Origin of the sequence: Luteibacter sp. (assembly GCF_035539195.1) — a bacterium.
Lineage (GTDB): Bacteria > Pseudomonadota > Gammaproteobacteria > Xanthomonadales > Rhodanobacteraceae > Luteibacter.
Genome location: NZ_DATLIW010000015.1, coordinates 139,784 through 163,058 on the forward strand (window position 1 = coordinate 139,784; position 23,275 = coordinate 163,058).

The 23,275-nt window shown below is 65.9% G+C and carries 17 protein-coding genes; 13 read left to right on the forward strand and 4 right to left on the reverse strand.

All coding sequences use genetic code 11. From position 1 onward, the window contains the following. Positions 1-70 precede the first annotated feature (70 nt). The 4 genes from VM621_RS04680 to VM621_RS04695 all read left to right on the forward strand — a co-directional run bounded on the left by VM621_RS04680 (position 71) and on the right by VM621_RS04695 (position 4,059). Entirely contained in the window at positions 71-1,513 is a 1,443-nt protein-coding gene (locus tag VM621_RS04680) for a M20 family metallopeptidase (RefSeq protein ID WP_325467825.1), read from the forward strand. Continuing rightward, a complete protein-coding gene (locus VM621_RS04685) occupies positions 1,510-2,214 on the forward strand; it encodes a YggS family pyridoxal phosphate-dependent enzyme (RefSeq protein ID WP_325467826.1) in 705 nt (234 codons plus the stop codon). The genes VM621_RS04680 and VM621_RS04685 overlap by 4 nt, the downstream gene beginning before the upstream one ends. A 266-nt stretch (positions 2,215-2,480) precedes the next feature. Then, a complete protein-coding gene (locus VM621_RS04690; RefSeq protein WP_325467827.1) occupies positions 2,481-3,203 on the forward strand; it encodes a C40 family peptidase in 723 nt (240 codons plus the stop codon). 91 nt (positions 3,204-3,294) lie between these two features. After that, entirely contained in the window at positions 3,295-4,059 is a 765-nt protein-coding gene (locus tag VM621_RS04695) for a pseudouridine synthase (protein WP_414674490.1), read from the forward strand. Between the two features lie 252 nt (positions 4,060-4,311). Here VM621_RS04695 and kbl read toward each other — a convergent pair whose 3' ends face one another. From kbl to tdh, 3 genes are all read right to left on the reverse strand, one after another. Beyond that, on the reverse strand, positions 4,312-5,511 hold the full coding sequence (gene kbl, locus VM621_RS04700) for a glycine C-acetyltransferase (RefSeq protein ID WP_325467829.1): 1,200 nt from the start codon (positions 5,509-5,511) through the stop codon (positions 4,312-4,314). 79 nt (positions 5,512-5,590) lie between these two features. Continuing rightward, entirely contained in the window at positions 5,591-9,172 is a 3,582-nt protein-coding gene (locus VM621_RS04705) for a DUF748 domain-containing protein (protein ID WP_325467830.1), read from the reverse strand. Between the two features lie 86 nt (positions 9,173-9,258). Beyond that, positions 9,259-10,281, reverse strand: a complete 1,023-nt coding sequence (gene tdh, locus VM621_RS04710) for an L-threonine 3-dehydrogenase (protein WP_325467913.1) — start codon at positions 10,279-10,281, stop codon at positions 9,259-9,261. A 172-nt stretch (positions 10,282-10,453) separates the two neighbouring features. Here tdh and VM621_RS04715 point away from each other — a divergent pair, with 172 nt between their 5' ends. From VM621_RS04715 to VM621_RS04745, 7 genes are all read left to right on the forward strand, one after another. Further along, positions 10,454-12,607, forward strand: a complete 2,154-nt coding sequence (locus tag VM621_RS04715; protein WP_325467831.1) for a S46 family peptidase — start codon at positions 10,454-10,456, stop codon at positions 12,605-12,607. A gap of 451 nt (positions 12,608-13,058) precedes the next feature. Continuing rightward, on the forward strand, positions 13,059-14,039 hold the full coding sequence (miaA, locus tag VM621_RS04720) for a tRNA (adenosine(37)-N6)-dimethylallyltransferase MiaA (protein ID WP_325467914.1): 981 nt from the start codon (positions 13,059-13,061) through the stop codon (positions 14,037-14,039). Between the two features lie 89 nt (positions 14,040-14,128). Further along, positions 14,129-14,389: an RNA chaperone Hfq gene (hfq, locus tag VM621_RS04725; protein WP_325467832.1), complete on the forward strand. Its 261-nt coding sequence runs from the start codon at positions 14,129-14,131 to the stop codon at positions 14,387-14,389. A 92-nt stretch (positions 14,390-14,481) separates the two neighbouring features. After that, complete coding sequence (gene hflX, locus VM621_RS04730) at positions 14,482-15,789, forward strand: ribosome rescue GTPase HflX (RefSeq protein ID WP_325467833.1); 1,308 nt, start codon at positions 14,482-14,484, stop codon at positions 15,787-15,789. 172 nt (positions 15,790-15,961) lie between these two features. Beyond that, positions 15,962-17,092: an FtsH protease activity modulator HflK gene (gene hflK / locus VM621_RS04735; RefSeq protein WP_325467834.1), complete on the forward strand. Its 1,131-nt coding sequence runs from the start codon at positions 15,962-15,964 to the stop codon at positions 17,090-17,092. Further along, the gene (hflC, locus tag VM621_RS04740) at positions 17,089-17,958 is read left to right on the forward strand and encodes a protease modulator HflC (RefSeq protein ID WP_325467835.1); all 870 of its coding nucleotides are present in this window, start codon (positions 17,089-17,091) and stop codon (positions 17,956-17,958) included. The genes hflK and hflC overlap by 4 nt, the downstream gene beginning before the upstream one ends. A 51-nt stretch (positions 17,959-18,009) precedes the next feature. Then, positions 18,010-19,317: an adenylosuccinate synthase gene (locus VM621_RS04745; protein WP_325467836.1), complete on the forward strand. Its 1,308-nt coding sequence runs from the start codon at positions 18,010-18,012 to the stop codon at positions 19,315-19,317. A 257-nt stretch (positions 19,318-19,574) separates the two neighbouring features. Here VM621_RS04745 and VM621_RS04750 read toward each other — a convergent pair whose 3' ends face one another. Further along, entirely contained in the window at positions 19,575-20,690 is a 1,116-nt protein-coding gene (locus VM621_RS04750; RefSeq protein ID WP_325467837.1) for a sterol desaturase family protein, read from the reverse strand. Positions 20,691-20,842: 152 nt separating this feature from the next. Between VM621_RS04750 and folC the strand changes: the two genes are divergently transcribed. After that, a complete protein-coding gene (gene folC, locus VM621_RS04755) occupies positions 20,843-22,114 on the forward strand; it encodes a bifunctional tetrahydrofolate synthase/dihydrofolate synthase (protein WP_325467838.1) in 1,272 nt (423 codons plus the stop codon). Positions 22,115-22,200: 86 nt separating this feature from the next. Next, positions 22,201-23,253, forward strand: a complete 1,053-nt coding sequence (locus VM621_RS04760; protein WP_325467839.1) for an SPOR domain-containing protein — start codon at positions 22,201-22,203, stop codon at positions 23,251-23,253. Positions 23,254-23,275 lie beyond the last annotated feature (22 nt).

Genomic DNA, 23,275 nt, shown 5'->3' on the forward strand with positions numbered 1-23,275 from the left:
CGGCCGTCCGACGGGGCACCCTTACGAGGCACTGGTACAATCGCCCTTTGACCTCACGAGTCCTCTCCCCATGGATACCTCCCGCATTTCCTCCTTCGTCAGCGGCCTCTGGGACGCGGAAATCGTCCCCCAACTGGTCGAATACATCCGCATCCCGAACAAGTCGCCGATGTTCGATACGAAATGGCGTGAGCACGGTTACATGGACCAGGCCGTGGCCCTCATGGAGACCTGGGCGCGCTCGAAGCTCGGTGCCCTCGAAGGCGCATCGCTCGAGGTGGTTCGCCTGGAAGGCCGTACCCCGCTGATCTATATCGACGTGCCGGCCCAGGGCGTTCAGGGCGCGGGCACCGACGAAACCGTCGTGCTCTACGGCCACCTGGACAAGCAGCCGGAGATGACGGGTTGGGCCGAGGACCTCGGTCCGTGGACGCCGGTGATCAAGGGCGACAAGCTCTACGGTCGTGGCGGCGCGGACGACGGCTATGCCATCTTCGGCTCGCTCGCGGCGCTGCTGGCCTTGCGCGATCAGGGGATTCCGCACGCGCGCTGCGTGATCATGATCGAGGCCTGCGAGGAATCGGGCAGCTACGACCTGCCGTACTACGTCGACCACCTCGCCGAGCGCATCGGCAATCCCGCGCTGGTCGTCTGCCTGGACTCCGGCTGTGGCAACTACGACCAGCTGTGGCTGACGACCTCGCTGCGTGGCATGACCGGCGGCAACCTGACCGTGCAGGTCCTGGAGGAGGGTGTGCATTCGGGCGATGCTTCCGGCGTCGTACCGTCCAGCTTCCGTATCCTGCGCGATCTGCTGAGCCGGCTCGAGAATCCGCAGACCGGCGCCATCGTGCCGTCGGAGCTCTACGTCGACATTCCGGCACAGCGCGTCGAACAGGCTCGTCGCTCCGCCGAAGTGCTCGGCAACGACATCTACGACAAGTTCCCGTTCGTCGAGGGCATGAAGCCCGTGACCGGCGACCTGGCCGAACTGGTCCTCAACCGCACCTGGCGCCCGCAGCTCGCCGTGACCGGCGTCGGTGGCATGCCGGCGCTCGACAGCGCGGGCAACGTGCTGCGCCCGAAGACGGCGGTGAAGCTCAGCCTGCGCGTACCGCCCACGTTGTCCGGCGCCGAGGCGGGCAAGTTCCTCAAGCAGTTGCTCGAGAAGGATCCGCCGTATGGCGCAAAGGTGACCTTCGATCTCGAGAAGGACGGCAGTGGCTGGAACGCGCCGGCGCTTTCGCCCTGGCTCGAAGAAGCCGTGGCGAAGGCCTCCGAGCATTACTTCGGCGCCCCGGCGGCCTATATGGGCGAAGGCGGCAGCATCCCCTTCATGGGCATGTTGGGCGAGAAGTTCCCGCAGGCCCAGTTCCTGATCACCGGCGTGCTCGGGCCGCACTCGAACGCGCATGGCCCGAACGAGTTCCTGCACATTCCCACCGGCAAGCGCGTGAGCATGGTCGTGGCCGACGTCGTCGCGCGACACTTCCAGGAAGCGTCCCGGGCATGACCGTCGACCTCGCCACGCTCGGCGGCCGTCTGGCCGCCGTGAGGGCGGCGATCGACGCCGCCTGCGCGAAGGCGGGCCGCGATCCGTCCGAGGTCACCCTGCTGCCAGTGAGCAAGACGTTCGACGCCCAGGTCGTCCGCGAAGCGGTGGGCCTGGGGCTGCGTCGCTTCGGCGAGAACAAGGTGCAGGAAATCCAGGCGAAGTCCGTGGCCCTTGCCGACGAGAACCTCGACTGGGTCGTTATCGGCCATTTGCAGACGAACAAGGCGAAGCCCGTGGCGGCGATCGCCAGCGAGGTCCAGTCGCTGGACCGCCTGGACCTGGCCGTGGCCCTGGACAAGGCCCTGCAGGCCCAGGGAAGGGGCATCGACGTCCTTATCCAGCTGAAGACCTCCCGCGAGGAGAGCAAGTTCGGCCTTGCCCCCGATCGGCTCGCCGGCTTCCTGGAGCAGATGCGGGCATTTTCCTCGCTGCGCGTGCGCGGCCTGATGACCCTGGCCGAGGCGTCCGAGGACGAGGCGGTCGTGCGGGGCTGCTTTCGGGCCTTGTATCAGGCGCGCAACAGGGGTCGCGAGGCGGGATTTCCGCTGGATCGGCTATCCATGGGAATGAGTGGCGATTTCGCTTTGGCGATTATTGAGGGCAGTACCGAGGTGCGAATAGGCAGTGCCATCTTCGGGGCGAGGAACTACAAGCCTTAGCGGTGTCTAACAAGGGAATTGGCGGGTCCGGCGGTCGTGACGATCCCCGGATACGGTCACAAATGTGAAAGCAAGCCCTTATATCCATTCAGAATTCCCGCCCGCAGCCCGCAGTTTCCTGCGAGTTCTCTGAATATTTCCTAGGAATGGCATTTTTTAACTTTATGCCAACAACTAGATGGATGGGGTTTGCTAACTTCACCCCTCGTTCACGGTCGTCCCACACTTTGGCGGCTTAACTTTCCGATGAAAAGGCCTTCTCGCTCATGCTGTTAAAGCGACTGACCGCTCTCGCGTTAGCCACCACTTGTATCGCCGCCGTAACACCTGTCTTTGCCGATTCCGTCACGCCTTCGCAAGGCATCGACCAGTCTGCTTCGCTGTTGTTGACCGATCTGCCGGTGTTTGCGCCGGCCGCGGCACTCGCCCAATCGACGGTTCCCGACCTGGCCAGCCTGACCGCTCCCAAGGCACCGGCTGCCGCTCCCGCCGCCGCCCAGGTCGCTTCCAGCGCCGGCGACGCCGACAACCAGGCCGACGATGACGACGACAGTCTCGTCGCCGCCGCTACCGCCAAACTGGCCGGTCACGTCGACGGTCATGCCCGGGAGTCGCTCCTGGCCTTCGCCATGAAGCTCCGCGACATCCGTTACCACCGCGGTGGCCGTGCCCCGTCCACCGGCTTCGATTGCAGCGGCTTCGTCCGCTACGTGTTCATCCACAGCATCGGCCTCGATCTTCCGACCAACTCCGCCAGCCAGTTCCTTGCCGGCCTGAAGGTCAAGCGCAACGAAATGAAGACGGGCGACCTGGTCTTCTTCCGCACTCGCGGCAAGGCCGTCTCGCACGTCGGTATCTACATCGACAACGGTCGCTTCATCCACTCCCCGTCGGCAGGCAAGACGGTGCGCGTGGACAGCCTCAACGAGGCCTACTGGGCCCAGCACTTCGTCGGCGCCAAGCGTCCCGAAGGCATTGCAAAGATCTGACGGAAGCCCTTCAACGACTATTTCCGAAACGGCGTGCTCCGGCATGCCGTTTTTTTTGTCTGCGATTCGGGCCGGGCGTTATCCTATGACGATGCCCCGCCAGCCTCCTCGCGCACCTGGTCCCCGGTTGCGCCGCCCGACGACACCCGTGTTCGGCCTTGCCCGCGTGCTTTCCAAGCGCGGCATCTGCTCGCGCAGCCAGGGCGAGAAACTTGCCCGCGAGGGGCGGGTGCGCGTGGACGGCAGGATCGTCCGCGATCCTGAATTTCCCATTGCCGGGCACGAACGGATCGAACTCGACGGTGCGGGCGCGGCGACGGCTGCCTCTGTCTATATCGCCATGAACAAGCCCCGTGGTGTCGTCGTCACCGCTGCCGACGAGCGCGGACGCGATACGGTCTATTCGTTGCTGGAGGGCGCCGGATTGCCCTGGCTGGGTCCGGTGGGGCGGCTCGACAAGGCCAGCGAGGGCTTGTTGCTCCTGAGTAACGACACGGTATGGGCCGCCGGTATCACCGAGCCCGCCACGCACGTGGCGAAGACCTACCACGTACAGGTCGAAGGGCGCCCGGACGAGGCGACCGTCGCCGCCATGCTCGCGGGTGTCATGGATGCGGGCGAAACGCTGCGCGCCACCGCCGTTTCATTGCTGAGGCAGGGTGAGCGCAATGCCTGGCTGGAGGTGACCCTCGACGAAGGACGCAACCGGCATATCCGGCGCTTGCTCGCTTCGCTGGGCTTCGATGTGCGGCGCCTGCTGCGCACGGCCATCGGGGAGCTGCGGTTGGGTGAGCTGGCGAAAGGGCAGTGGCGGCACCTCTCCGATGCCGAGGTGGCGGCACTCAGGCGGCGGTGAGGTGAGCCCCATCGCCGCTGAAGCGGCTCCCACAGAAAGCGCCACGATGCCCCTGTAGGATCCGCTTCAGCGGCGATGCCCCGTGTAGGAGCCGCTTCAGCGGCGATGCTCCGTGTGGGAGCCGCTCCAGCGGCGATGCCCCCTGTAGGAGCCGCTTCAGCGGCGATGCCCCCTGTGGGAGCCGCTTCAGCGGCGATGCTCCGTGTGGGAGCCGCTTCAGCGGCGATCCGCGCGCCAGCGCGGCCCATCTGCTCAACCCTTCAAAACGCCCAACTGCTTACCCACCTTCGTGAACGCGGCGATCGCCTTGTCGAGGTGCTCACGCGTGTGCGCCGCGCTCATCTGCGTGCGGATGCGTGCCTTCCCCTGCGGAACGACCGGAAAGAAGAAGCCCGTGACATAGATGCCTTCCTCGAGCAGGGCGGTAGCCATCGCCTGGGCCTGCTTGGCGTCGTAGATCATCACCGGAACGATGGGATGCTGGCCGGGGCGGATGTCGAAACCGGCTTCGGTCATCTTCTCGCGGAAGTAGCGGGTGTTCTCCTTCACCTTGTCACGCAGGTCGCCGGCGGCATCCAGCATGTCGAACACCTTGCTACCGGCGGCAACGACATGCGGCGGAAGCGAGTTCGAGAACAGGTAAGGACGTGAGCGCTGGCGTAGCAGTTCGACGACTTCGCGACGGCCGGTGGTGAAACCGCCGAGTGCGCCGCCCAGGGCCTTGCCGAGGGTGCCGGTGATGATGTCGATCTTGTCGAGCACGCCGTGGACCTCGGCGGAGCCGCGTCCGGTGTCGCCCAGGAAGCCGGTGCAATGGCATTCGTCGATATGGACCAGGGCGTTGTACTTCTTCGCCAGCGCCGTGATTTCGGCCAACGGCGCGATGAAACCGTCCATCGAGAAAGCACCATCGGTCGTGATCAGCTTGGTGCGCGCGCCGGCGGCATCGGCCGCCTGCAGCTGGGCCTCGAGGTCGGCCATGTCGCAGTTCGCGTAACGGAACCGCTTGGCCTTGCACAGTCGGATGCCGTCGATGATCGACGCATGGTTCAGCGCGTCGGAAATGATCGCGTCTTCTTCGCCGAGCAGGGGCTCGAACAGGCCGCCGTTGGCGTCGAAGCACGCCGCGTAGAGGATCGTGTCCTCCTTGCCGAAGAACGCTGCGATCTTCGCTTCCAGCTCCTTGTGCAGATCCTGCGTGCCGCAGATGAAGCGCACGCTGGCCATACCGAAGCCGTGGGTATCCAGGGCGTCCTTGGCTGCCTGGATCACATCGGGGTGATCGGCCAGGCCCAGATAGTTGTTCGCGCAGAAGTTGAGTACCTTGCGGCCGCCTTCGAGTTCGATCTCGGCGGACTGCGGCGAAACGATGATGCGCTCGCTCTTGAACAGGCCCTGTTCGCGAATGGAGTCGAGTTCGCTGGCGAAGCGCGTCTGGCCCGGATAGGTCATGGTGGGAGTTCCGGTGGGAGGATTTCTCAATTGTGAGGCCTCCCGCCCAGTGAGAAAACCCGTAGATCGCGCCGGGGCGTCAGTGAAGTCCGAAATCCACGCGGGTGGTCTTCCCGCCATCGTCGATTCCCTTCGGATCGAGCTTCGGCGCCAGGACGAACACCCTTTTGTCGTCGACTTTGCCCTGCAGCCACTGGCGAACCGCGTTCGCACGACGTTCGGCGAGATGTCGCAAGGCGTCGGCGTTCACAGGCATGTTGGTTTCCATCAGGGTGCGCATCTCATCCGGCGGCTGCGACTTGGTCAGGCCGATGACATTCTTCGGCTTGGGGAAGTCGGCGTGGCGGTAGGCGCGCTCCAGATACTTGTCCTGTTCTTCCGCCGTCGGTGGGGAGGTGTCGTCGCCCTTGGCGTCGATCTGCTCCTTGCGAATGAGATCATCGACCATCACCTTGCGCAGGCCCGACTCATCCTTGCTCGTATCGATGCGGCCGATGATGTCGAGGCTGATCGAGGGCTTGTCGGCCAGGATCTTGACGATCTGGCCGAGCTTGTCCTGTGCAGCCGGGTCGAGGACGTCGGAGCCAGGCGCGAACTCGACGTAGCCGAGATCCTCGCGACCGCCGCCGGCGGAGGCAAGCAAGCGGAACGGCGAGGTGACCGCCTTGACGATGAGATTGCCGATCGCGCGCCAGACCAGGCCGCCGACGCTGAAGTGAGGGTCGTCCAGCGAACCGGAAACCGGTACGTGCACATCGATCCGTCCCTGGCTGTCCTTGAGCAGCGCCACGGCCAGCTTGACCGGAAGATGGCTGATCCCCGGGCCCTCGATGCGGTCGCCGAAGGTGAGCTGGTCGACGAATATGTGGTTGTCCGCGCTCAGTTTGCGCTGGTCGAGCGTGTAGTGCACATCGACATTGAGCCTGCCGCGCGTGATCGGATAGCCCGCGTATTTGCCGGAGTAGGGCGAGAGATTGGTGAGCTGGATGCCCTCTGCCTTCGCCGTGATGTCGAGGAAGGCCACCGGCGCCAATGGGTTGATCGTGCCCTCGATATCGACGGGTGCGTTATTGTCGAGCTGGCCCTGCAAGGTGAGGGGAGCGGGAGGTGCACCGCCGACCGTGCCGAAGGCACCGATCTTGCCCGTCAGCTGGGTGACGTCGGCGGTGTAGTTCGGCTTGATGAAGTTATCGGTGTAGTTGAGCTGGCCGCGCGTGAGTGTGATCTGGCCGATGCGTATGTCGGCCTCCGGGCCCGTGGCGGCGGGGACGGCAACCGGTGCAGTCGCGGGTGCGGTCTTCGGTTCGGGGTTGGCCTGCGCCTGGGTGACCGACACCGCGCCGGGCGCTTCCGGGCTGGCAACGACGTCCTGGAGATTGAGGCGGCCCGTCGCATTGATGATGACGCGCGCGTAGAAGTCATCCAGCGCGAGGCCGCCGATGGCGACATGGGGAATCCCTTCGCCCAGGGCGACCACCATGTTGGTGGCGCTTAGCGAGGTCCAGCGCAGGAAGTCGTCGTTGGTCACCTTGTCGAGCACCCGTACGCGACCCAGCGTGGCCTTGCCGCGATAGCCGATGCGCGCCGCATCCTTCAGCGCGGCATAGCGCAGCTGGCCGTCGAGGCTGAGCAGTCCGCTGCTCACCCGCACATTGAGCGGTACCGTGACCAGGGTCTGCAGCGGTGCCACGTCGATGCGCGTGGCCTGGACCGTCAGGTCGGCGTCCAGCGGCTCGGGCCTGACCGTGCCGACGACGGCAAAGGCGCCATCGCCCAGCGCGCCCTTGAGGTCTAGCTTGAGCGGTTTGCGAAAGTCGTCGGACAAGCCATCGATGCTGAAGGCGGTCGCGGCCATGGCGACGGCGTTGCGTTTGCCGGGTGCCTTCGCGTCGCGCAGGGTGATCTTGCCGTCGTTCAAGCCGAGATGGGCCACACTCCAGCGCCAGGCCGCACCGGCAGGATGCGCCGGTGTGGCCGATGGTGGCATCACGCTGGCCAGGTCGAGGTTGCCATTGGCCAGGCGTTGCACGTCCAGGCTCAAGCCACCCAGCAGCAGTTCATCGATCCGCGCTTCGCTGGTGGCGATGTCGATCAGGGCGATCCCCGCGGTCAGCGATGTCCAGGTGACGGGCGACACGCGGCCATCCCGTGGCACGAGCGTGAAGCCGTCCAGTCGTGCTTTCGCAGCCGTGATGCGCAGCTTCGCACCGTCATGCCAATCGAGTGCCAGCGTGCCGTCCGCACCGATCTTGCCGCCGGTGATGTCGGCATTGATCAGGGGCGGTGCCAGCGGCATCAGGGCCGAGAGCGATACCTCCTTCAGGACGAGCTTGCCGGCGTAGTTGCCCACCGGGAGGTCGAGCTTGCCCTGGGTCGACACCGAACCATCGGCCATCGTTGCCGACATGTCGAGCGCGGCCGCCGGCGCCTTCACCGTACTGAGGCCACGCAGGCTGCCCTGCAGGTGGTCCAGGGTGAGGTGCGCCGGTGCGGGCGCGGCGAGGTCCGCGTATTCGAGATGCGAGTCCTTCAGCGTGAGGTTGTCGATGCGAACGTCCATGGGCGCCGCTTTCGGATCGGGCGGCCCGCCTGACGTGAGCGCGTCGAAGTTGCTCTTGCCGCCGGGTAGCCGCGCATAGCGAACGGACGCCCTCTCGAGGGTCACGGCGCCGAGCCGGTAACGGGAGGTGAGCGGTTCGAGCACGGTCAGGTCGGCGGCGCCATGGCCCAGTTCGAGCAAGGACGATCCGTCCTTGCCGGTAACCTTCAACTCGTCGAGAGCCAGACGGCCATTGAGCCGGATGCTCGGGTGCGCCTGCGCCATGACGAAGTTCAGCGCCAGCACGCCGGTGAGCTTCCCGCTGGGTACCGCGACCGGCAACGGACCAGGCACGAAGCCGACGTAGCGGGCCAGGTCCAGATGATCGAAACGGAACGTTATCGATGATTCGCGGCTGCTGGCGAAGGGCTTGGTCTGGCCCTGGGCGTTCAGCGGGCTGCCATCGACGTTCATCGCCAGCAAGGGCTGTACGAAGATGTCCGTGTCGCTGGGCAGGCTGGCGACAAACGGGATGCCGAGTTCGAGGTGATCGATACGGTGCGTGGCGTCGAGCACGCGGTCATCGAAATCGATCTGGCCGCCATGCAGCGCGATGTTCGATACGGCGAAGCGGGCCGGCCCTGTGTCCGGCGCCGCCGGCTGGCTCGCCAGGCGAGCCAGGATGTCGGTGAAGTTGAATCGCTGCGGCGCCGTCCGCTGGATATGGACGCGAGGACCTTCGACGCGTAACTCGTCGAGGATCGGCGCCGCGCGGAACAGCGAGGCCCACGAGGCGTTCGCGGTCAGGCGGTCGACATCGACGAACGCCGTATGGCCGTCCGCTTCGCTGATGTGGAGGCGCTCGATGGTGAGCTTGAGGGTGAACGGGTTGAGGCTGACCTCGCCCACGGAGACCGGACGACCGAGCGCCGTGCTGGCGCGGGAGGCGATCTGCGAACGAATGAGCGAGGGCGCGGCGAGAAAGCCGAGCAGCCCGAAGAGCACGATGGCGACGAGCACGCCGAGCCCGATGCGCCGGCCACGGCGCGACCGATAGACGGCCAGGGCCTGGTCGCGACCCTTGTCCCAGCGGATGTTCCGCCACGCCTTGCGAGTATCCATACTTCCGCCCCTTTCACCGCGTTGCCCCCGACGGAAAGTGTACTCGTCGGAGGCACGCGTGGGCGGTGGTCAGCGACCTGGGTGGATCAGGTCCAGGAACAGACGACCTTGCCACACTGGCCGGCGTCCATCAGGTCGAAGCCCCTCTGGAAATCGTCGATGGCGATCTGGTGGGTGAGCACCTTCTGCAGCGGAAAGCCGGTAAGGACCATCTGGGTCATCTTGTACCAGGTCTCGTACATGCGACGACCGTAGATGCCTTGGAGGGTGAGGCCCTTGAAGATGACCTTGTCCCAGTCGATGCCGGCACCGCGCGGCATGATGCCGAGCATGGCGATCTTGCCGCCGTGGTACATGCAGTCGAGCATGTCGCCGAAAGCGCGCGGATTGCCGCTCATCTCCAGGCCCACGTCGAAACCTTCGATGTGCAGGTCCTTGACGACATCCTTCAGCGACTGGTTGGCGACGTTCACGACGCGGGTGGCGCCCATGTCGGCAGCTAGCTTCAGGCGGTAATCGTTGACATCGGTCACGACGACGTTGCGTGCGCCGATGTGCTTGGCGATGCCGGCGGCAATGATGCCGATCGGGCCCGCACCGGTGATCAGCACGTCTTCGCCGATCAGGTCGAATTCCAGTGCGCAATGGGCGGCATTGCCATACGGATCGAAGAAGGCGGCCAGCTCGGACGGAATCTGGTCGGGGATCGGCCACAGGTTCGAGGCCGGCATGGTCATGTACTCGGCGAAGGCGCCGTTGCGGTTCACGCCGATACCGACGGTGTTCGGGCAAAGGTGCTGGCGACCCGCGCGGCAGTTGCGGCAGTGGCCGCAGACGATGTGGCCTTCGGCGGAAACGCGGTCGCCGATCTTGTAGCCGGTGACGCCCGGGCCCATGTCGACCACGCGACCGACGAACTCGTGGCCGATGGTCAGGCCAGGGGTGATCGTGCGCTGGGACCACTCGTCCCACTTGTAGATGTGCAGGTCGGTGCCGCAGATGGCGGTCTTCTCGACCTTGATCAGGACCTCGTTCGGGCCGACCTGCGGTACCGGCACTTCTTCCATCCAGATGCCCTGTTCGGGCTTGCGCTTGACCAGCGCCCTCATCGTCTGCTGCATGGTTATCCAGGATTGTCGTGGGGACGGCCCGCGGCGCGGACCCAAACCGGCATTATAAGCCCGCGGGGCGGTCGAGGCTTGTGCGGCGCGGCATTGCCAGTCCCGGAGGGGACCTCTATGGTCGGGCGCAGTTCACGGCCGACAGGGGTAACGAAAAATCATGCGGATCCGCTCGATGATGTTGGGAGCAGCCATGGCGCTGGCGTTGGATGCGAAGGCCGACGAGGGTATGTGGCTACCGTCGCAGCTGCCCGAAATTGCGAAGAATCTCAAAGACGCCGGTTTTCGCGGCGATCCGAAAGACCTCGCCGATCTGACCCGGGCGCCGCTGAATGCGGTGGTCCGCATCGGCGGTGGGACCGGCTCCTTCGTCTCGGCCGACGGCCTGGTGGTGACCAATCACCACGTGGCCTTCGGCGTGATCCAGTACAACTCCAAGCCCGACCGCGACCTGATCACGGACGGCTATGTGGCTGCCGACCGCGCGGGCGAGCTGCCGGCGAACCCCGATTACCGCCTGCGTGTCACCGTCGGCTTCGACAAGGTGACCGACCGGGTGTTCGCCGGGGCCAGGGGGAAGACGGGCAAGGCTTACTACGACGCCGTGGACGCCGCGAGCAAGGCGCTGGTCGCCGAGTGCGAGACGCAGGACGGCATCAAGTGCAGCGTGGCCAACATGTTCTATGGCCGCGACTTCTATCTGGTTCGCCAGCTCGAGTTACGGGACATACGCCTGGTCTACGCGCCGCCGCGTGCCATCGGCAACTACGGCGACGACATCGACAACTTCGTCTGGCCGCGTCACGCGGGCGATTTCACCATCCTGCGCGCCTATGTCGGCAAGGACGGCAAGCCGGCGGACTTCTCGCCGGACAACGTGCCTTACCATCCGCCGTCGCACCTGCAGATCGCGACGGAAGGCGTCGCCGAGGGCGATTTCGTCATGCTCGCCGGGTATCCGGGCATTACCTATCGTCATCGCACGGCGGCTGAATTCGCCGACCAGATCGAGTGGCGCCTGCCGACGTCGGTGGCCGTGCTGAAAGCCTTGCAGGACGTGATCGAGGCGGGAGGCAAGGCGGACAAGGAAGCCGGCATCCGTTACGCCTCCCAGTTGCAGACACTGAAGAACGGTATCAAGCGTTTCAGCGGAGAGCTCGAAGGTCTCGAGCGCAGCGACGCCGTCACGGTACGCCGCGAGGACGAAGGCGCGATGCTGGCGTGGCTCGGCACGCAGCCGGAAGCAACGACGCTGAAGCCGCAGATCGACCAGGCCATGGCGCTCATCGCGCAAGGCAAGGATGCGCGCGAGCGTGACTTGCTGGTAGGGCTGCTCTCGAGCCAGACCCAGCTGATGCGCGGTGCGCTGTCGGTCGACCGACTGGCCGTGGAACGCCCGAAGTCGGACGCCGAGCGCGAATCGGGCTATCAGAAGCGCGATGAGGAACTCATCCAGGGCCAGCTGAAGCAGATCCAGCGCCGTTACGACCCCCGCGTGGAAAAGGCCCTTATCACCTCGCTGATCACGCGCTATCAAATGCTGCCGGATGCGCAGCGCCTACCTGAAGTCGACAAGGTATTCGGCCGCACCGCGACGGATCTCGCCAGGGCGCTCGACCGCATCTACGGCGCGACCCGGTTCGGCGACGAGGCAGAACGTACGCGGTTGTTCTCGGCGGCACCGGCCGAGGTCGAGAAAAGCGACGACCCCCTACTGCTGGCGGCGCGCACGCTGCGTCCTGCGCTGCTACGCATCGAGAACGAGCGCAAGACGCGCGAAGGCGATCTCCTGCGCCTGCGTCCTTCCTATATGCAGGCGTTGATTGCCTACCGCCAGAAGCAGGGCAAGGCGGTCTATCCCGACGCGAACTCGACGCTGCGCGTGAGCTACGGCAAGGTCACCCCGCTGAAGGCGCGTGACGCGGTCACCTATGCACCGTTGACCACCGTGCAGGGCATCGTCGAAAAGAACACGGGCGTGATTCCGTTCGACGCGCCGAAGCCGCTGCTCGATGCCATCCACAAGGGCGACTTCGCGGGCTACGTCGATCCCAAGTCCGGTGCGATGCCGGTGGACTTCCTCAGCAACCTCGATACGACCGGCGGGAACTCGGGCTCGCCAGTACTCAACGCGAAGGGCGAACTGGTCGGCCTCAACTTCGACAGCAACTGGGAAGCCGTCAGCGCCAGCTGGATGTACGACCCGCGCTACAAGCGGGCCATCCACGTCGACATGCGCTACATGCGCTGGCTGATGGACAAGGTGTATCCCTCGCCCTCGCTGCTTAAGGAGCTTGGCGTTCCCGCTCGATAGCGTGCTGTCGGCAACCGTCAGGCGTTATCCACACGGATTGTGGATACCGCCTGCATAACCATGTGGACAAGTCCGTTTCGGCCTTCACCACCATGCACTTGCGTTGCGCTGCTTACTTCTTGCTCACGGCCCGGAACGCGCCTTCGCGATATCCACAGGGAGTGTGGACAGGCCCTGCATAAGCCTGTGGACAACTTGGTTCGCGCCTTTGCCGCCATGCACTTGCGTTGCGTTGATTACTCAGTGACCAGACTTGCGACGACGAACTCGTCATGACGATATCCACAGGCTGTGTGGATACACCCTGCATAACCATGTGGACAAGTCGGTTTCCGCGTTATGTGGCATGGGCTTGCGTTGCGCTGGTCAGAAAGTGATCGCCGCTGCGGCGATGCCGACAGCCGTTGCCGAGTGCGCTAACCTTGCGGTCGATTTCTCGCCGTTCGAGCGCATGGCCAGCGACACCCGTCCCCTCGCTATCTTCCTGATGGGCCCGACGGCATCGGGCAAGACGGCGCTTGCCTGTGCGCTGGCCGACCGTTATTCGCTGGGTCTGATCAGTGTCGATTCGGCCTTGGTCTACCGTGGGCTGGACATCGGCTCGGCCAAGCCGGATGCCGAGACGCTGGCGCGTTATCCGCATGAGCTGGTCGATATCCGCGATCCGGCCGAGCCTTACTCCGCTGCGGACTTCCGCAGCGACGCCCTCGCTGCCATGTCCCGCGTCGTTGAAGCGGGCAGGGTGCCCCTGCTGGTCGGTGGTACGGGCTTGTACTTCCGCGCCCTGCAACGTGGGCTGTCCGACCTTCCTGAAGCCGATCCCGCGCTGCGCGAGCGCCTAGGTGCGGAAGCTGCCATCGTCGGTTGGGCGGCGATGCATGCGCGCATGGCCGCGCTCGATCCCGTCGCCGGTGAGCGTATTCGGCCAGGCGACGCCCAGCGCATCCAGCGGGCGCTCGAGGTCATGGAACTCACGGGCCAACGGCTGACCGATCTGCAGAAACAGGCGACGGGCGACCGGCTGCCCTGGCGTGTGCTCAAGCTCGCCCTCCTGCCGGACGACCGCAAGGCGCTTCACCAGCGAATCGCGGCCCGTTTCGACGTCATGCTGGCCGACGGATTCCTCGACGAAGTTCGCACCCTGAAAGCGCGTGGCGACCTCCATGCCGACCTCCCGGCGATCCGTGCCGTGGGTTATCGGCAGGCCTGGGAGTACCTGGATGGACAGGGCGATGCCACGAACCTGCGTGACCGTGGTATCTATGCAACGCGGCAGCTCGCGAAGCGGCAGATCACCTGGCTGCGGAGCGAGCTGGACGCGCGCACGTTCGACCCGGACCGGGGGGATCCGTTGCCGGAAGTGGACAAGGCTCTCGGGCAGTTCCTGGGAATGCCGATGTCGTCACGTCCGGCGCTTCCTGCTGGCGTTTAAAAGCAGTTAAGATTCAAGACACTTGGGCTGGGGCGCCGTTTGGCGTTTTTTACCCGGACCCGTACGAAAGGCGTAGGGGAGAAGAAGAAATGTCCAAAGGGCAGTCGTTGCAGGATCCGTTTTTGAATGCGCTTCGCCGTGAGCGCGTGCCGGTCGCCATTTACCTGGTGAACGGTATCAAGCTGCAGGGCACGATCGAGTCGTTCGACCAGTTCGTGGTTTTGCTGCGCAACCAGGTGAGCCAGATGGTCTACAAGCACGCCATCTCGACGGTCGTTCCGAGCCGCAATGTGCGGGTCGGTGGTCATGAGAATCACCCGGAATCGGGTGCGGCAGACGCCGAGGGTTGAGGGGCCCCGGTGGCAACCCATATGTAAAGGAACGGGTGCGCGTATGCTTCGGCATGGCGCACCCCTTCTTCTCCATGAGGTCATCCCCCTAAGTGTTCGATAGGCAAAAGAAAGGCGAGCGGGCCATCCTGGTCCTGCCGCATTCGCGTGGCGAAGGCGACGCGATCCGCCGTGGCGAGGAATTCGCCGAGCTGGTTGCATCGGCTGGCGCCGAAGTGCTGGCCAGCATCCCGGCCCGGGTGGCGACACCCAACCCCCGTTTCTATATCGGCAGCGGCAAGGCCGACGAGGTCGCCGAGGCCGTGCGCGCGCTCGAGGCCGATCTCGTCCTCGTCGACCATGAGCTGACGCCTGTTCAGGAGCGCAACCTCGAAAAGCACCTGCAGACGCGTGTCGTCGACCGCGCCGGGCTGATCCTCGACATCTTTGCCCAGCGCGCCCGGTCCCACGAGGGCAAGCTCGAGGTGGAGCTCGCCCAGCTCAAGCACGTGGCTACTCGCCTGGTTCGTGGCTGGACCCATCTGGACGCCCAGCGCGGCGGTGCCATCGGTAACCGCGGCCCGGGTGAAACCCAGCTGGAAACCGACCGCCGCCTGCTGGCCGAGCGCGTGAAGATGCTGAGCAAGCGACTGGAGAAGGTGCAGACCCAGCGCGACCAACAGCGCCGCTCCCGCCTGCGCAACACGGTCCCGCGCGTCGCCCTGGTCGGCTACACCAACGCCGGCAAATCCACCCTGTTCAACGCGCTGACCACCGGCGGCGTGTACGTGGCCGACCAGCTGTTCGCGACGCTGGACCCCACGGTGCGCAAGATCGATGGCCTGGCCTGTGGCCCGGCGGTCATCGCCGACACGGTCGGCTTCATCCGCGAGCTGCCGCATGATCTCGTCGCCGCCTTCCGCGCGACCCTGGCCGAGGCGCGCGACGCCGACCTGCTCATCCACGTCAGCGATGCCGCCGACGAGGAGCGCGACATCCTTCGCCGCGTGGTCAACGAGGTGCTGGAGGAGATCGGCGCCGGCGACGTACCGCAGCTATCGGTCATGAACAAGGTCGATCTGATCGATGCCGAACCGCGTGTCGACCGGGGTGACGACGGCAAGCCGCGGCAGGTATGGCTCTCCGCGGCGAGCGGCCTTGGCCTGGACGGGCTTCGCGACGCTCTGGGCGAACTGCTTGGCGGCGACCGGATTCGTGCGGGCCTTGAGCTTCCTCTCAGCGCCGGGCGCCTCCATGCCCGCCTCAAAGCGGCTGGCGCCATCGCCGGTGAGGCTATCGACGAGCATGGCTGGCACCTCGATATCGACGCTCCACGCTCCGTCCTGGCCCCGCTTATCGGCGACGATGCCAACGCGAGGCCGCTCCGCGACCTCATCGACCCACCTCACGCGGAGTTCTGATCGGGCGGCACCGACCACCGATCCGCCCCCGTCTGCTAGAATTCACAACGTTTGCGTGCCCATTCGGCGCGGCGACGGGCGTCACCACGCCCGCCGCCCATCCCCGCCGTTCGGGTCCACCTGAAGGCTTGCCAGCCGCCCACCCTCCGGTCCCCCAAGGAGACTGTCGCCCATGGCTTGGAACGAACCCGGTAACGGCCAGAAGGATCCCTGGAACCGCAACCGGTCGAGCGGGCGCAAGCCCGACCTCGACGGCGTGATCAAGAGCCTCAAGGCCCGCTTCGGCAAGTTCGGCGCGGGTAGCGGCGGCGTACTCGCCATCGTGCTGGTCTTCATCGTGGCCTGGCTGCTGGTCAGCAGCTACACGGTGATCGACGCCCGCCAGGTCGGCGTCGTGCTGCGCTTCGGCCAGTTTTCCCGCGTGCTGCCCCCTGGCTTCCACCTGAAGGCACCGAGCCCGGTCGAAACCGTGACCAAGGTCGAGATGACCCAGGTCCGCTCGATCTCGGACAACGTGTCGATGCTGACCCGCGACGAAAACATCATCGCGATCGACTTCAACGTGCAGTACCAGGTGTCGGATGCGCGGAAGTTCCTGTATTCGAACAACGACATCGAAAACGGCACGATGAAGAACGCCTCGGAGGCGGCCGTCCGTTCCGTCGTTGGCGCCAACATCATGGACAACATCCTGACCACGCCGGGCGTCGACACGCCGGCGCCGGCGCAGGCCCCTGTCGCGGGCGTCGCTCCCGCGGCGAAGGAAACCCTGCAACAGCAGACGCGCGACATTCTCCAGGCCACCCTCGACAAGTACGACGCCGGCATCCTGGTCACCGGGGTCAGCTTCCAGAACGTGTCGCCGCCGAAGGAAGTGAAAGACGCCTTCGACGACGTCAACGCGGCGCGCGAGGACAAGCAGAGCGAAGAGAACAAGGCCCGTGCCTACGAAAGCCAGGTGGTGCCCGTCGCCCGTGGCGATGCCGCACGCATCGCCGCCGAGGCCCAGGGCGATCGCGTCGAGCGCATTGCGCGTGCCAACGGCGACGTCGACCGCTTCGATGCGCTGCTGAAGGAATACCGGGCCGCGCCCGAGGTCACGCGTCGCCGGCTGTGGCTGGAGACCGTCGAGGAAGTCATGGCCGGCAACCCGAAGGTCGTCGACGGCACCAACGGCAAGAACATCATCCAGCTTCCGGTCGAGTCGAACGGCGGCACGGTTCGCAACGTGCCGGGCGTGGGTCCGGTCATCCAGTCGGCGACCACCGACGCGAATCCGAATCCGCAGGGGAATGCACAGTGAAATACATTTCCGGCCTCATCGTCCTCATCGTCGTCCTGCTGGCGTTCAATAGCGCGTTTGTCGTCAAGGAAGGCGAGAACGCCCTCCTGCTGCAGTTCGGTCGCATCGTGCGTGCCGACTACCAGCCCGGCCTTCACTTCAAGATCCCCGTGGTGCAGCAGGTGATGCGTTTCGACAATCGCATCCTCGGCCTCGACGCGCAGCCCGAGCGTTACTTCACGCTGGAGAAGAAGAGCGTCAACGTCGACTTCTACGTGAAGTGGCGCATCGCCGACAACGCCGCTTACTACCGCGCCACCTCCGGCGAGCAGACGCAGGCCATCCAGCGCCTGACTCCGATCGTCAAGGACGCGCTGCGCCACGAGTTCAACTCGCGCAAGCTCGAAGACCTGATCGCCGGCGGCCGCGAGGACATCACCGGCCAGGTGCGCAAGGACACCGACCTTGCGGCACGGAAGAACCTGGGCATCGCCATCGTCGATGTGCGCATCAAGCGGATCGACCTGCCCGATGAAGTGAGTGGCTCGGTGTACAAGCGCATGCGCAACGAGCGCCTGCAGCTGGCCAACGAACTCCGCTACACGGGCCAGGAAAGCGCCGAAAAGATTCGCGCCGACGCCGACCGTCAGAAGGTGGTCCTGCTCGCCGACGCCAATCGCGAGGCGACCAAGGTCAAGGGTGACGGCGACGCCCAGGCGGCCGCGATCTACGCCCAGGCATACAGCCAGGACCCCGAGTTCTTCTCGTTTTATCGAAGCCTCGCGGCGTACCGTAAAGCCTTCGCCGACGGCAAGGGTGTGCTGGTGCTCAAGCCCGATTCCGAATTCCTGCGCTATCTCAATGACGGCCCCGGCCGCGCGCGCTAAGCAAGATCCCTATCGCCCTGTTGGGCACCGCAACTAAAGAGAACCGTCAAAATGGGTAAGTCAGTCGTTATTCTGGGCGCGCAATGGGGCGACGAAGGCAAGGGCAAGATCGTCGATCTTCTCACTGAGCGCGTCGGTGCCGTCGCGCGTTTCCAGGGTGGCCATAACGCCGGCCATACGCTGGTTATCAAGGGCAAGAAGACCGTCCTGCACCTGATTCCCTCCGGCATCCTGCGTGACGACGCACTCTGCCTGATCGGTAACGGCGTGGTGCTGTCGCCGGCCGCGCTGATGAGCGAGATCGCCGAGCTCGAGGCCCAGGGCGTGGACGTGCGTCCGCGCCTGAAGATCTCGCCGGCCACGCCGCTGATCATGCCGTACCACATCGCGGTCGATAAGGCGCGCGAAGTCGCCTCCGGAGCCAAGGCCATCGGCACGACCGGTCGCGGTATCGGCCCGGCCTACGAAGACAAGGTGGCACGCCGCTCGATCCGTGTCGCCGACCTCATGTACCCGCACGAGTTGCCGGAGAAAGTGCAGGCCGCTGTCGAGTACCACAACTTCGTCCTCACCCAGTGGCTGAAGGCCGAACCGGTCGACTACCAGACCGTCCTCGACGAAGCCCTCACCTGGGGTGAGTACCTGCGCCCGATGGTCGACGATGTCGCCACGATCCTGCACGACGTGCGCAAGGAAGGCGGCAACATCCTGTTCGAAGGTGCGCAGGGCGCGCTGCTCGACATCGACCACGGCACCTATCCGTACGTCACCTCGTCGAACACCACGGTTGGCGGCGCGCTGGCCGGTACCGGCGTCGGCGCGCGCGATATCGACTACGTGCTCGGCATCTGCAAGGCCTACGCCACGCGCGTGGGCGGCGGTCCGTTCCCGACCGAACTCAACGACGACATGGGCGAGCTGCTGCGCAAGAAGGGCAACGAGTTCGGTGCCAGCACCGGCCGTCCGCGTCGCTGCGGCTGGATCGACCTCGTCGCGCTGAAGCGTGCCGTGCAGATCAACGGCATCGATGGCCTGGCGATCACCAAGCTCGACGTGCTCGATGGCCTGGAAAGCATCAAGGTCTGCATCGCGTACGAGTACCGTGGCAAGCGTCGCGAACTCGCTCCGCTGGACGCCGACGGCTGGGCCGAATGCAAGCCGGTCTACCTCGAATTCCCGGGTTGGGAAGAATCGACCGCCGGTATCCGCGACTGGAACAAGCTGCCGCCGGCCGCTCGCGCCTACCTGCGCGCCGTCGAGGAGCTTTCCGGCTGCAAGCTGGCGCTCGTCGCCACCGGCGCCGACCGCGACGACACGATCGTCCTCGACGATCCGTTCGGCAGCGACGACAACTGCTGATCCCCCACGATCGGCGATAACGAGAACGCCAGCCCCCCGGCTGGCGTTCTTGTATGCGCAGGAGCCGGCCATGCCGGCGATGCTCCATATGTGGGAGCCGGCCATGCCGGCGATGCCCCATGTAGAAGCCGACCATGCCAGCGATGCCCCATGTAGGAGCCGGCCATGCCAGCGATGCCCATGTGGGAGCCGGCTATGCCGGCGATGCTCCATGTGGGAGCCGGCTATGCCAGCGATGGGTGCTCGTCGCTAGCCCATCACTGAGCGACGCGCTCCGCAGGCATCGACGACGTATCCGCGCCCACGCGAGAAAGCATCGACGATGCATGCCCGCCCGAACGCCCGGCCTCCAGCGCGTGCAGATCGAGCTCTTTCACCGACACCGGCCGGAAGTTTTCGTCGAAAGCCACATCCCCCAGGGTCCAGCCGGCCTTGCAGCGTACGGCGCCCCAGAATCGACGGAAGGCATGCCAGTGCAGTCCGACCAGGCCTTTGTCGTTGTCGGCATCCACCATCGGGTCGCCTACGCCCGTCGGCCGGATCGGCTCGCCGTAGAGGGCCGTGCCGAACACGACATCCCAGACGGAGAACACCTGGCCGAAGTTGCAGTTGTGCAAGGTAGGGCGGTCGGGATCGACCAGCATATGGTGCAGGCGGTGGAACACCGGCGAGACGAACAGCCGGTCGAGCACGGGGCCGAAACGTACGCGCACGTTCGCGTGCGAGAAGTTCTGCACCAGCTCGCCCAACAGCATGAGCCACGCGAAGTCCGTCGGCGCCACGCCGATGATCAGGCCCACGCCGGCCAGTACCATGGATTGCAGGAAGCCGTCGACGAGGCTGCCACGATCGTTCGTCCAGCAGCTCATCTGTCGCGTGCTGTGATGCATGCTGTGCAATGCCCACCACCAAGGCAGCGCGTGCTGCAAGCGGTGCATCCAGTAGTAAACGAGGTCGTAGATGACGTAGTAGACGATGAACAGCGCCAACGGATGCCCATTCAGCGCGGGAACCCAGTGCGTGATGCCCAGGAGCGAATCGTCGCCGGGCGAATCGTTGCCGCCGCCGAAATAGTTACCGATGGGCGTCAGTACGAGGTAGCTGAACATCGGAAAGATGCCGAGCAGCATCATCAGCGTGTATTGGAAGTCCACGCGGGTGAGCTTGCGGTCGGTCCATCGTTCGGCCGGTACGACCGACTCGAGCGGTCTGAACAGGAAGGCGATGATCGCCACCTGCAGGGCGGAAATGAGAATGGCTTCCGCGATTTCACGCGGGTCGCCCGCAAGACCGTTCAGGTGCAGGAAGGCGAGGAACGGGACGATGGCGTGGACGCTCGTCCAGTCGACCAGATGGGACCACAGCGCGAACATGCGACGACCTTCAAGACAGTGCGATACGCCGCAGGTGTGCACGCGGCCGATAGCGGCATTAAGCTTCAGTGCTCTTTCGCAGGGCTTTCCGTCATCATGCGCCAAATTCCCGGCATCGTCATCACGGGTCCCCTGGGCCAGGGCCGCCCGGCATGAGCCGCAGTCTCGCCGAATGGCTCGCTTACCAGGAAGGCACGCATCCCCGTGAGATCGCGCTCGGTCTGGACCGGGTTCGTACCGTGTGGCAAGCGATGGGCGCCCCGCGCCCCGCGCCGTTGGTCATCACCGTCGGTGGCACCAACGGCAAGGGCTCGACGGTCGCCTTCCTGGAGGGGATGCTGCGCGCCGCCGGTTACCGCGTCGGCTGCTACACCTCGCCCCATCTGCTGCGCTACAACGAGCGGGTGCGTATCGAGGGGGAGGACGCCACCGACGAAGCGCTGGTCGCGGCGTTCGAACGCATCGAGGCCGCACGTGGCGCTATCCCACAGACTTACTTCGAGTTCGGCACGCTGGCGGCGATCGACCTGATGGCCCGCGCCGCGCTGGACATCGCCGTGATCGAAGTCGGGCTGGGCGGCCGCCTGGACGCCGTGAATATCGTCGACGCGGACGTGGCTGTGATCACCACCATCGATCTCGACCACCAGGACTGGCTGGGCGGCGATCGCGACAGTATCGGTCGCGAGAAGGCCGGCATCGCCAGGGCGGGGCGTCCGGCCGTCATCGGCGAGCGGTCGCCTCCCGCTGGGCTCGTGCAGGCTTTGCGTGGCATCGGGGCCGACGTGGTCGCAAACGGCACGGCGTTTTCCGTCCGCCGCATGGAGGGGGACCCGGTCTGGCAGTGGTCGCATCGTGACGGAACCCTCCTCGACCTGCCGTATCCGCGACTCGACGCGCCGGTGCAGGTCGACAACGCGGCCACGGCGATCGCCGCCATCCATGCCCTCGGCGCACGCGTCGACGTGAACCCGGGTGCGATCCGGCACGCGTTGACGGGTGTCCGCGTCCCGGGCCGTCTGCAGCGGGTTGCCGAGCACCCGCTCACCCTGGTGGATGTCGGTCACAACCCCCAGGCGGCACGCGCCCTGGCAGCGTGGCTGGATGCCACGCCGCGGACGGGCCGCGTGCGCGCGGTGTACGGGGCGTTGGCCGACAAGGATGTGGGTGGGGTGATCGAAGCGTTGGTCGATCGCGTCGACCAGTGGTACCTCGCCGGGCTGGATCGCGACACGCCCCGGGGGCTCCCCGCGGCGGCCCTCGCCGGGAGCCTCGCGGCGGTCGCGCCGAAGGCCGCCGGGCGTGCGTTTGCCGACGTCGCGTCGGCATGGACGGCGGCCCGCGCGGAGGCCGGCGAAGACGACGTGCTGCTCCTGTTCGGTTCGTTCTTCGTCGCCGCCGCCGCACTGTCTCACCGTACGTGAACGCCCGGGCGTGAGCGGCGGCGGGGCCGTCGATTGCCGGTTATAATCGCCGCGATTCGCATTGCGTCGGTCGTATGGAGCTTTCCTTGAAAACACGTCTGCTGGGTGCCGCCGTTCTGGTTGCTCTGTTGGTTCTTTTCGTGCCGATGATGTTCTCCAACACACCGCCCAAGAGCGACGCGGACCAGACGGTCAGCCTGGAGATTCCGCCCGCGCCCGATCGTGAACTGCAGACGCGCACGCTCGACGTGGCGCCCAATGGCTCGCCGGCCTCGGTCAGTGGCCCGCAGGCCGCCGGCGGCCCGGTGCGTCCCACGGCTACCCCGGTCGACGCGACCCCGCCGGCCGCTACCGTCACCCCCGGCAACGGCAACAAGCTCGCCTCGGTCGATATCGCCTCGCGCAAGCCGGTCGACGCCCTGCCGGAAGACTTCGCCAATGCGCCGCCGGCAGCCAAGCCGGTCGCCACCCCGGCGACCAAGCCGGTGAAGCCGACCGCCGTTGCGGCTCCGGCCCCCGTGGTCGCGACGCCACCCGCCGCCGCCCTCCCGGCCGGTACCGCCGCGCGTGGCAGCTTCACGATCAACCTCAGCGCCTACGCCGACCGCAGCAAGGCGGACGCGCTGGTGCAGAAGGTCCGGGCCCTGGGTTATCCGGTGAACACCTCCGCATCCAACCAGGCCGGCAAGGCGCTGACCCGCGTCACCGCCGGTCCGTTCGAATCGCGTGCCGCGGCCGAAGCCGCGCGGCTCAAGATCACCGCCGCCGCTCCGGGCGCGCCTGCCACGCTCTCGTCCAAGGCCGAGACCCAAACGGCGGACGTGCCGGCGCCACCAAAGGCGGCTCCCGTCGCGGCTCCGGCCACCGCGAGCGCCGCCGTGCCGGTCGCGCCGCCGCACGCGGGTGGCTTCGCCGTCCAGGTGGCTGCCGTGAGCAGCGAGGCCGAGGCCACGCGCCTGCGCGACAAGCTGCGTGGCGCGGGCATTGCCGGCTATGTCGATAGTGTCGCGTCCAGTGCCGGTGCCAAGCTGTGGCGTGTGCGCGCCGGGCCCCAGACCCAGCGTGACGACGCCGTGCGCCTTAAAGACCAGATCAAGGCCAAGGTCGGCCTGGATGGCGTCGTCGTTTCGGCGCCGTAAGGCGCTGCGACTCGCTCTCAAC

Excerpts from the sequence above, each read along its gene's own strand:
- VM621_RS04750 (WP_325467837.1), bottom strand. The coding sequence starts at position 20,690 with ATGTTCGCGCTGTGGTCCCATCTGGTCGACTGGACGAGCGTCCACGCC.
- VM621_RS04680 (WP_325467825.1), top strand. The coding sequence starts at position 71 with ATGGATACCTCCCGCATTTCCTCCTTCGTCAGCGGCCTCTGGGACGCG.
- miaA (WP_325467914.1), top strand. The coding sequence starts at position 13,059 with ATGGCCAGCGACACCCGTCCCCTCGCTATCTTCCTGATGGGCCCGACG.
- VM621_RS04690 (WP_325467827.1), top strand. The coding sequence starts at position 2,481 with ATGCTGTTAAAGCGACTGACCGCTCTCGCGTTAGCCACCACTTGTATC.
- hflK (WP_325467834.1), top strand. The coding sequence starts at position 15,962 with ATGGCTTGGAACGAACCCGGTAACGGCCAGAAGGATCCCTGGAACCGC.
- VM621_RS04685 (WP_325467826.1), top strand. The coding sequence starts at position 1,510 with ATGACCGTCGACCTCGCCACGCTCGGCGGCCGTCTGGCCGCCGTGAGG.
- VM621_RS04745 (WP_325467836.1), top strand. The coding sequence starts at position 18,010 with ATGGGTAAGTCAGTCGTTATTCTGGGCGCGCAATGGGGCGACGAAGGC.
- kbl (WP_325467829.1), bottom strand. The coding sequence starts at position 5,511 with ATGACCTATCCGGGCCAGACGCGCTTCGCCAGCGAACTCGACTCCATT.
- hfq (WP_325467832.1), top strand. The coding sequence starts at position 14,129 with ATGTCCAAAGGGCAGTCGTTGCAGGATCCGTTTTTGAATGCGCTTCGC.
- tdh (WP_325467913.1), bottom strand. The coding sequence starts at position 10,281 with ATGAGGGCGCTGGTCAAGCGCAAGCCCGAACAGGGCATCTGGATGGAA.
- folC (WP_325467838.1), top strand. The coding sequence starts at position 20,843 with ATGAGCCGCAGTCTCGCCGAATGGCTCGCTTACCAGGAAGGCACGCAT.
- VM621_RS04715 (WP_325467831.1), top strand. The coding sequence starts at position 10,454 with ATGCGGATCCGCTCGATGATGTTGGGAGCAGCCATGGCGCTGGCGTTG.
- VM621_RS04695 (WP_414674490.1), top strand. The coding sequence starts at position 3,295 with ATGCCCCGCCAGCCTCCTCGCGCACCTGGTCCCCGGTTGCGCCGCCCG.
- VM621_RS04705 (WP_325467830.1), bottom strand. The coding sequence starts at position 9,172 with ATGGATACTCGCAAGGCGTGGCGGAACATCCGCTGGGACAAGGGTCGC.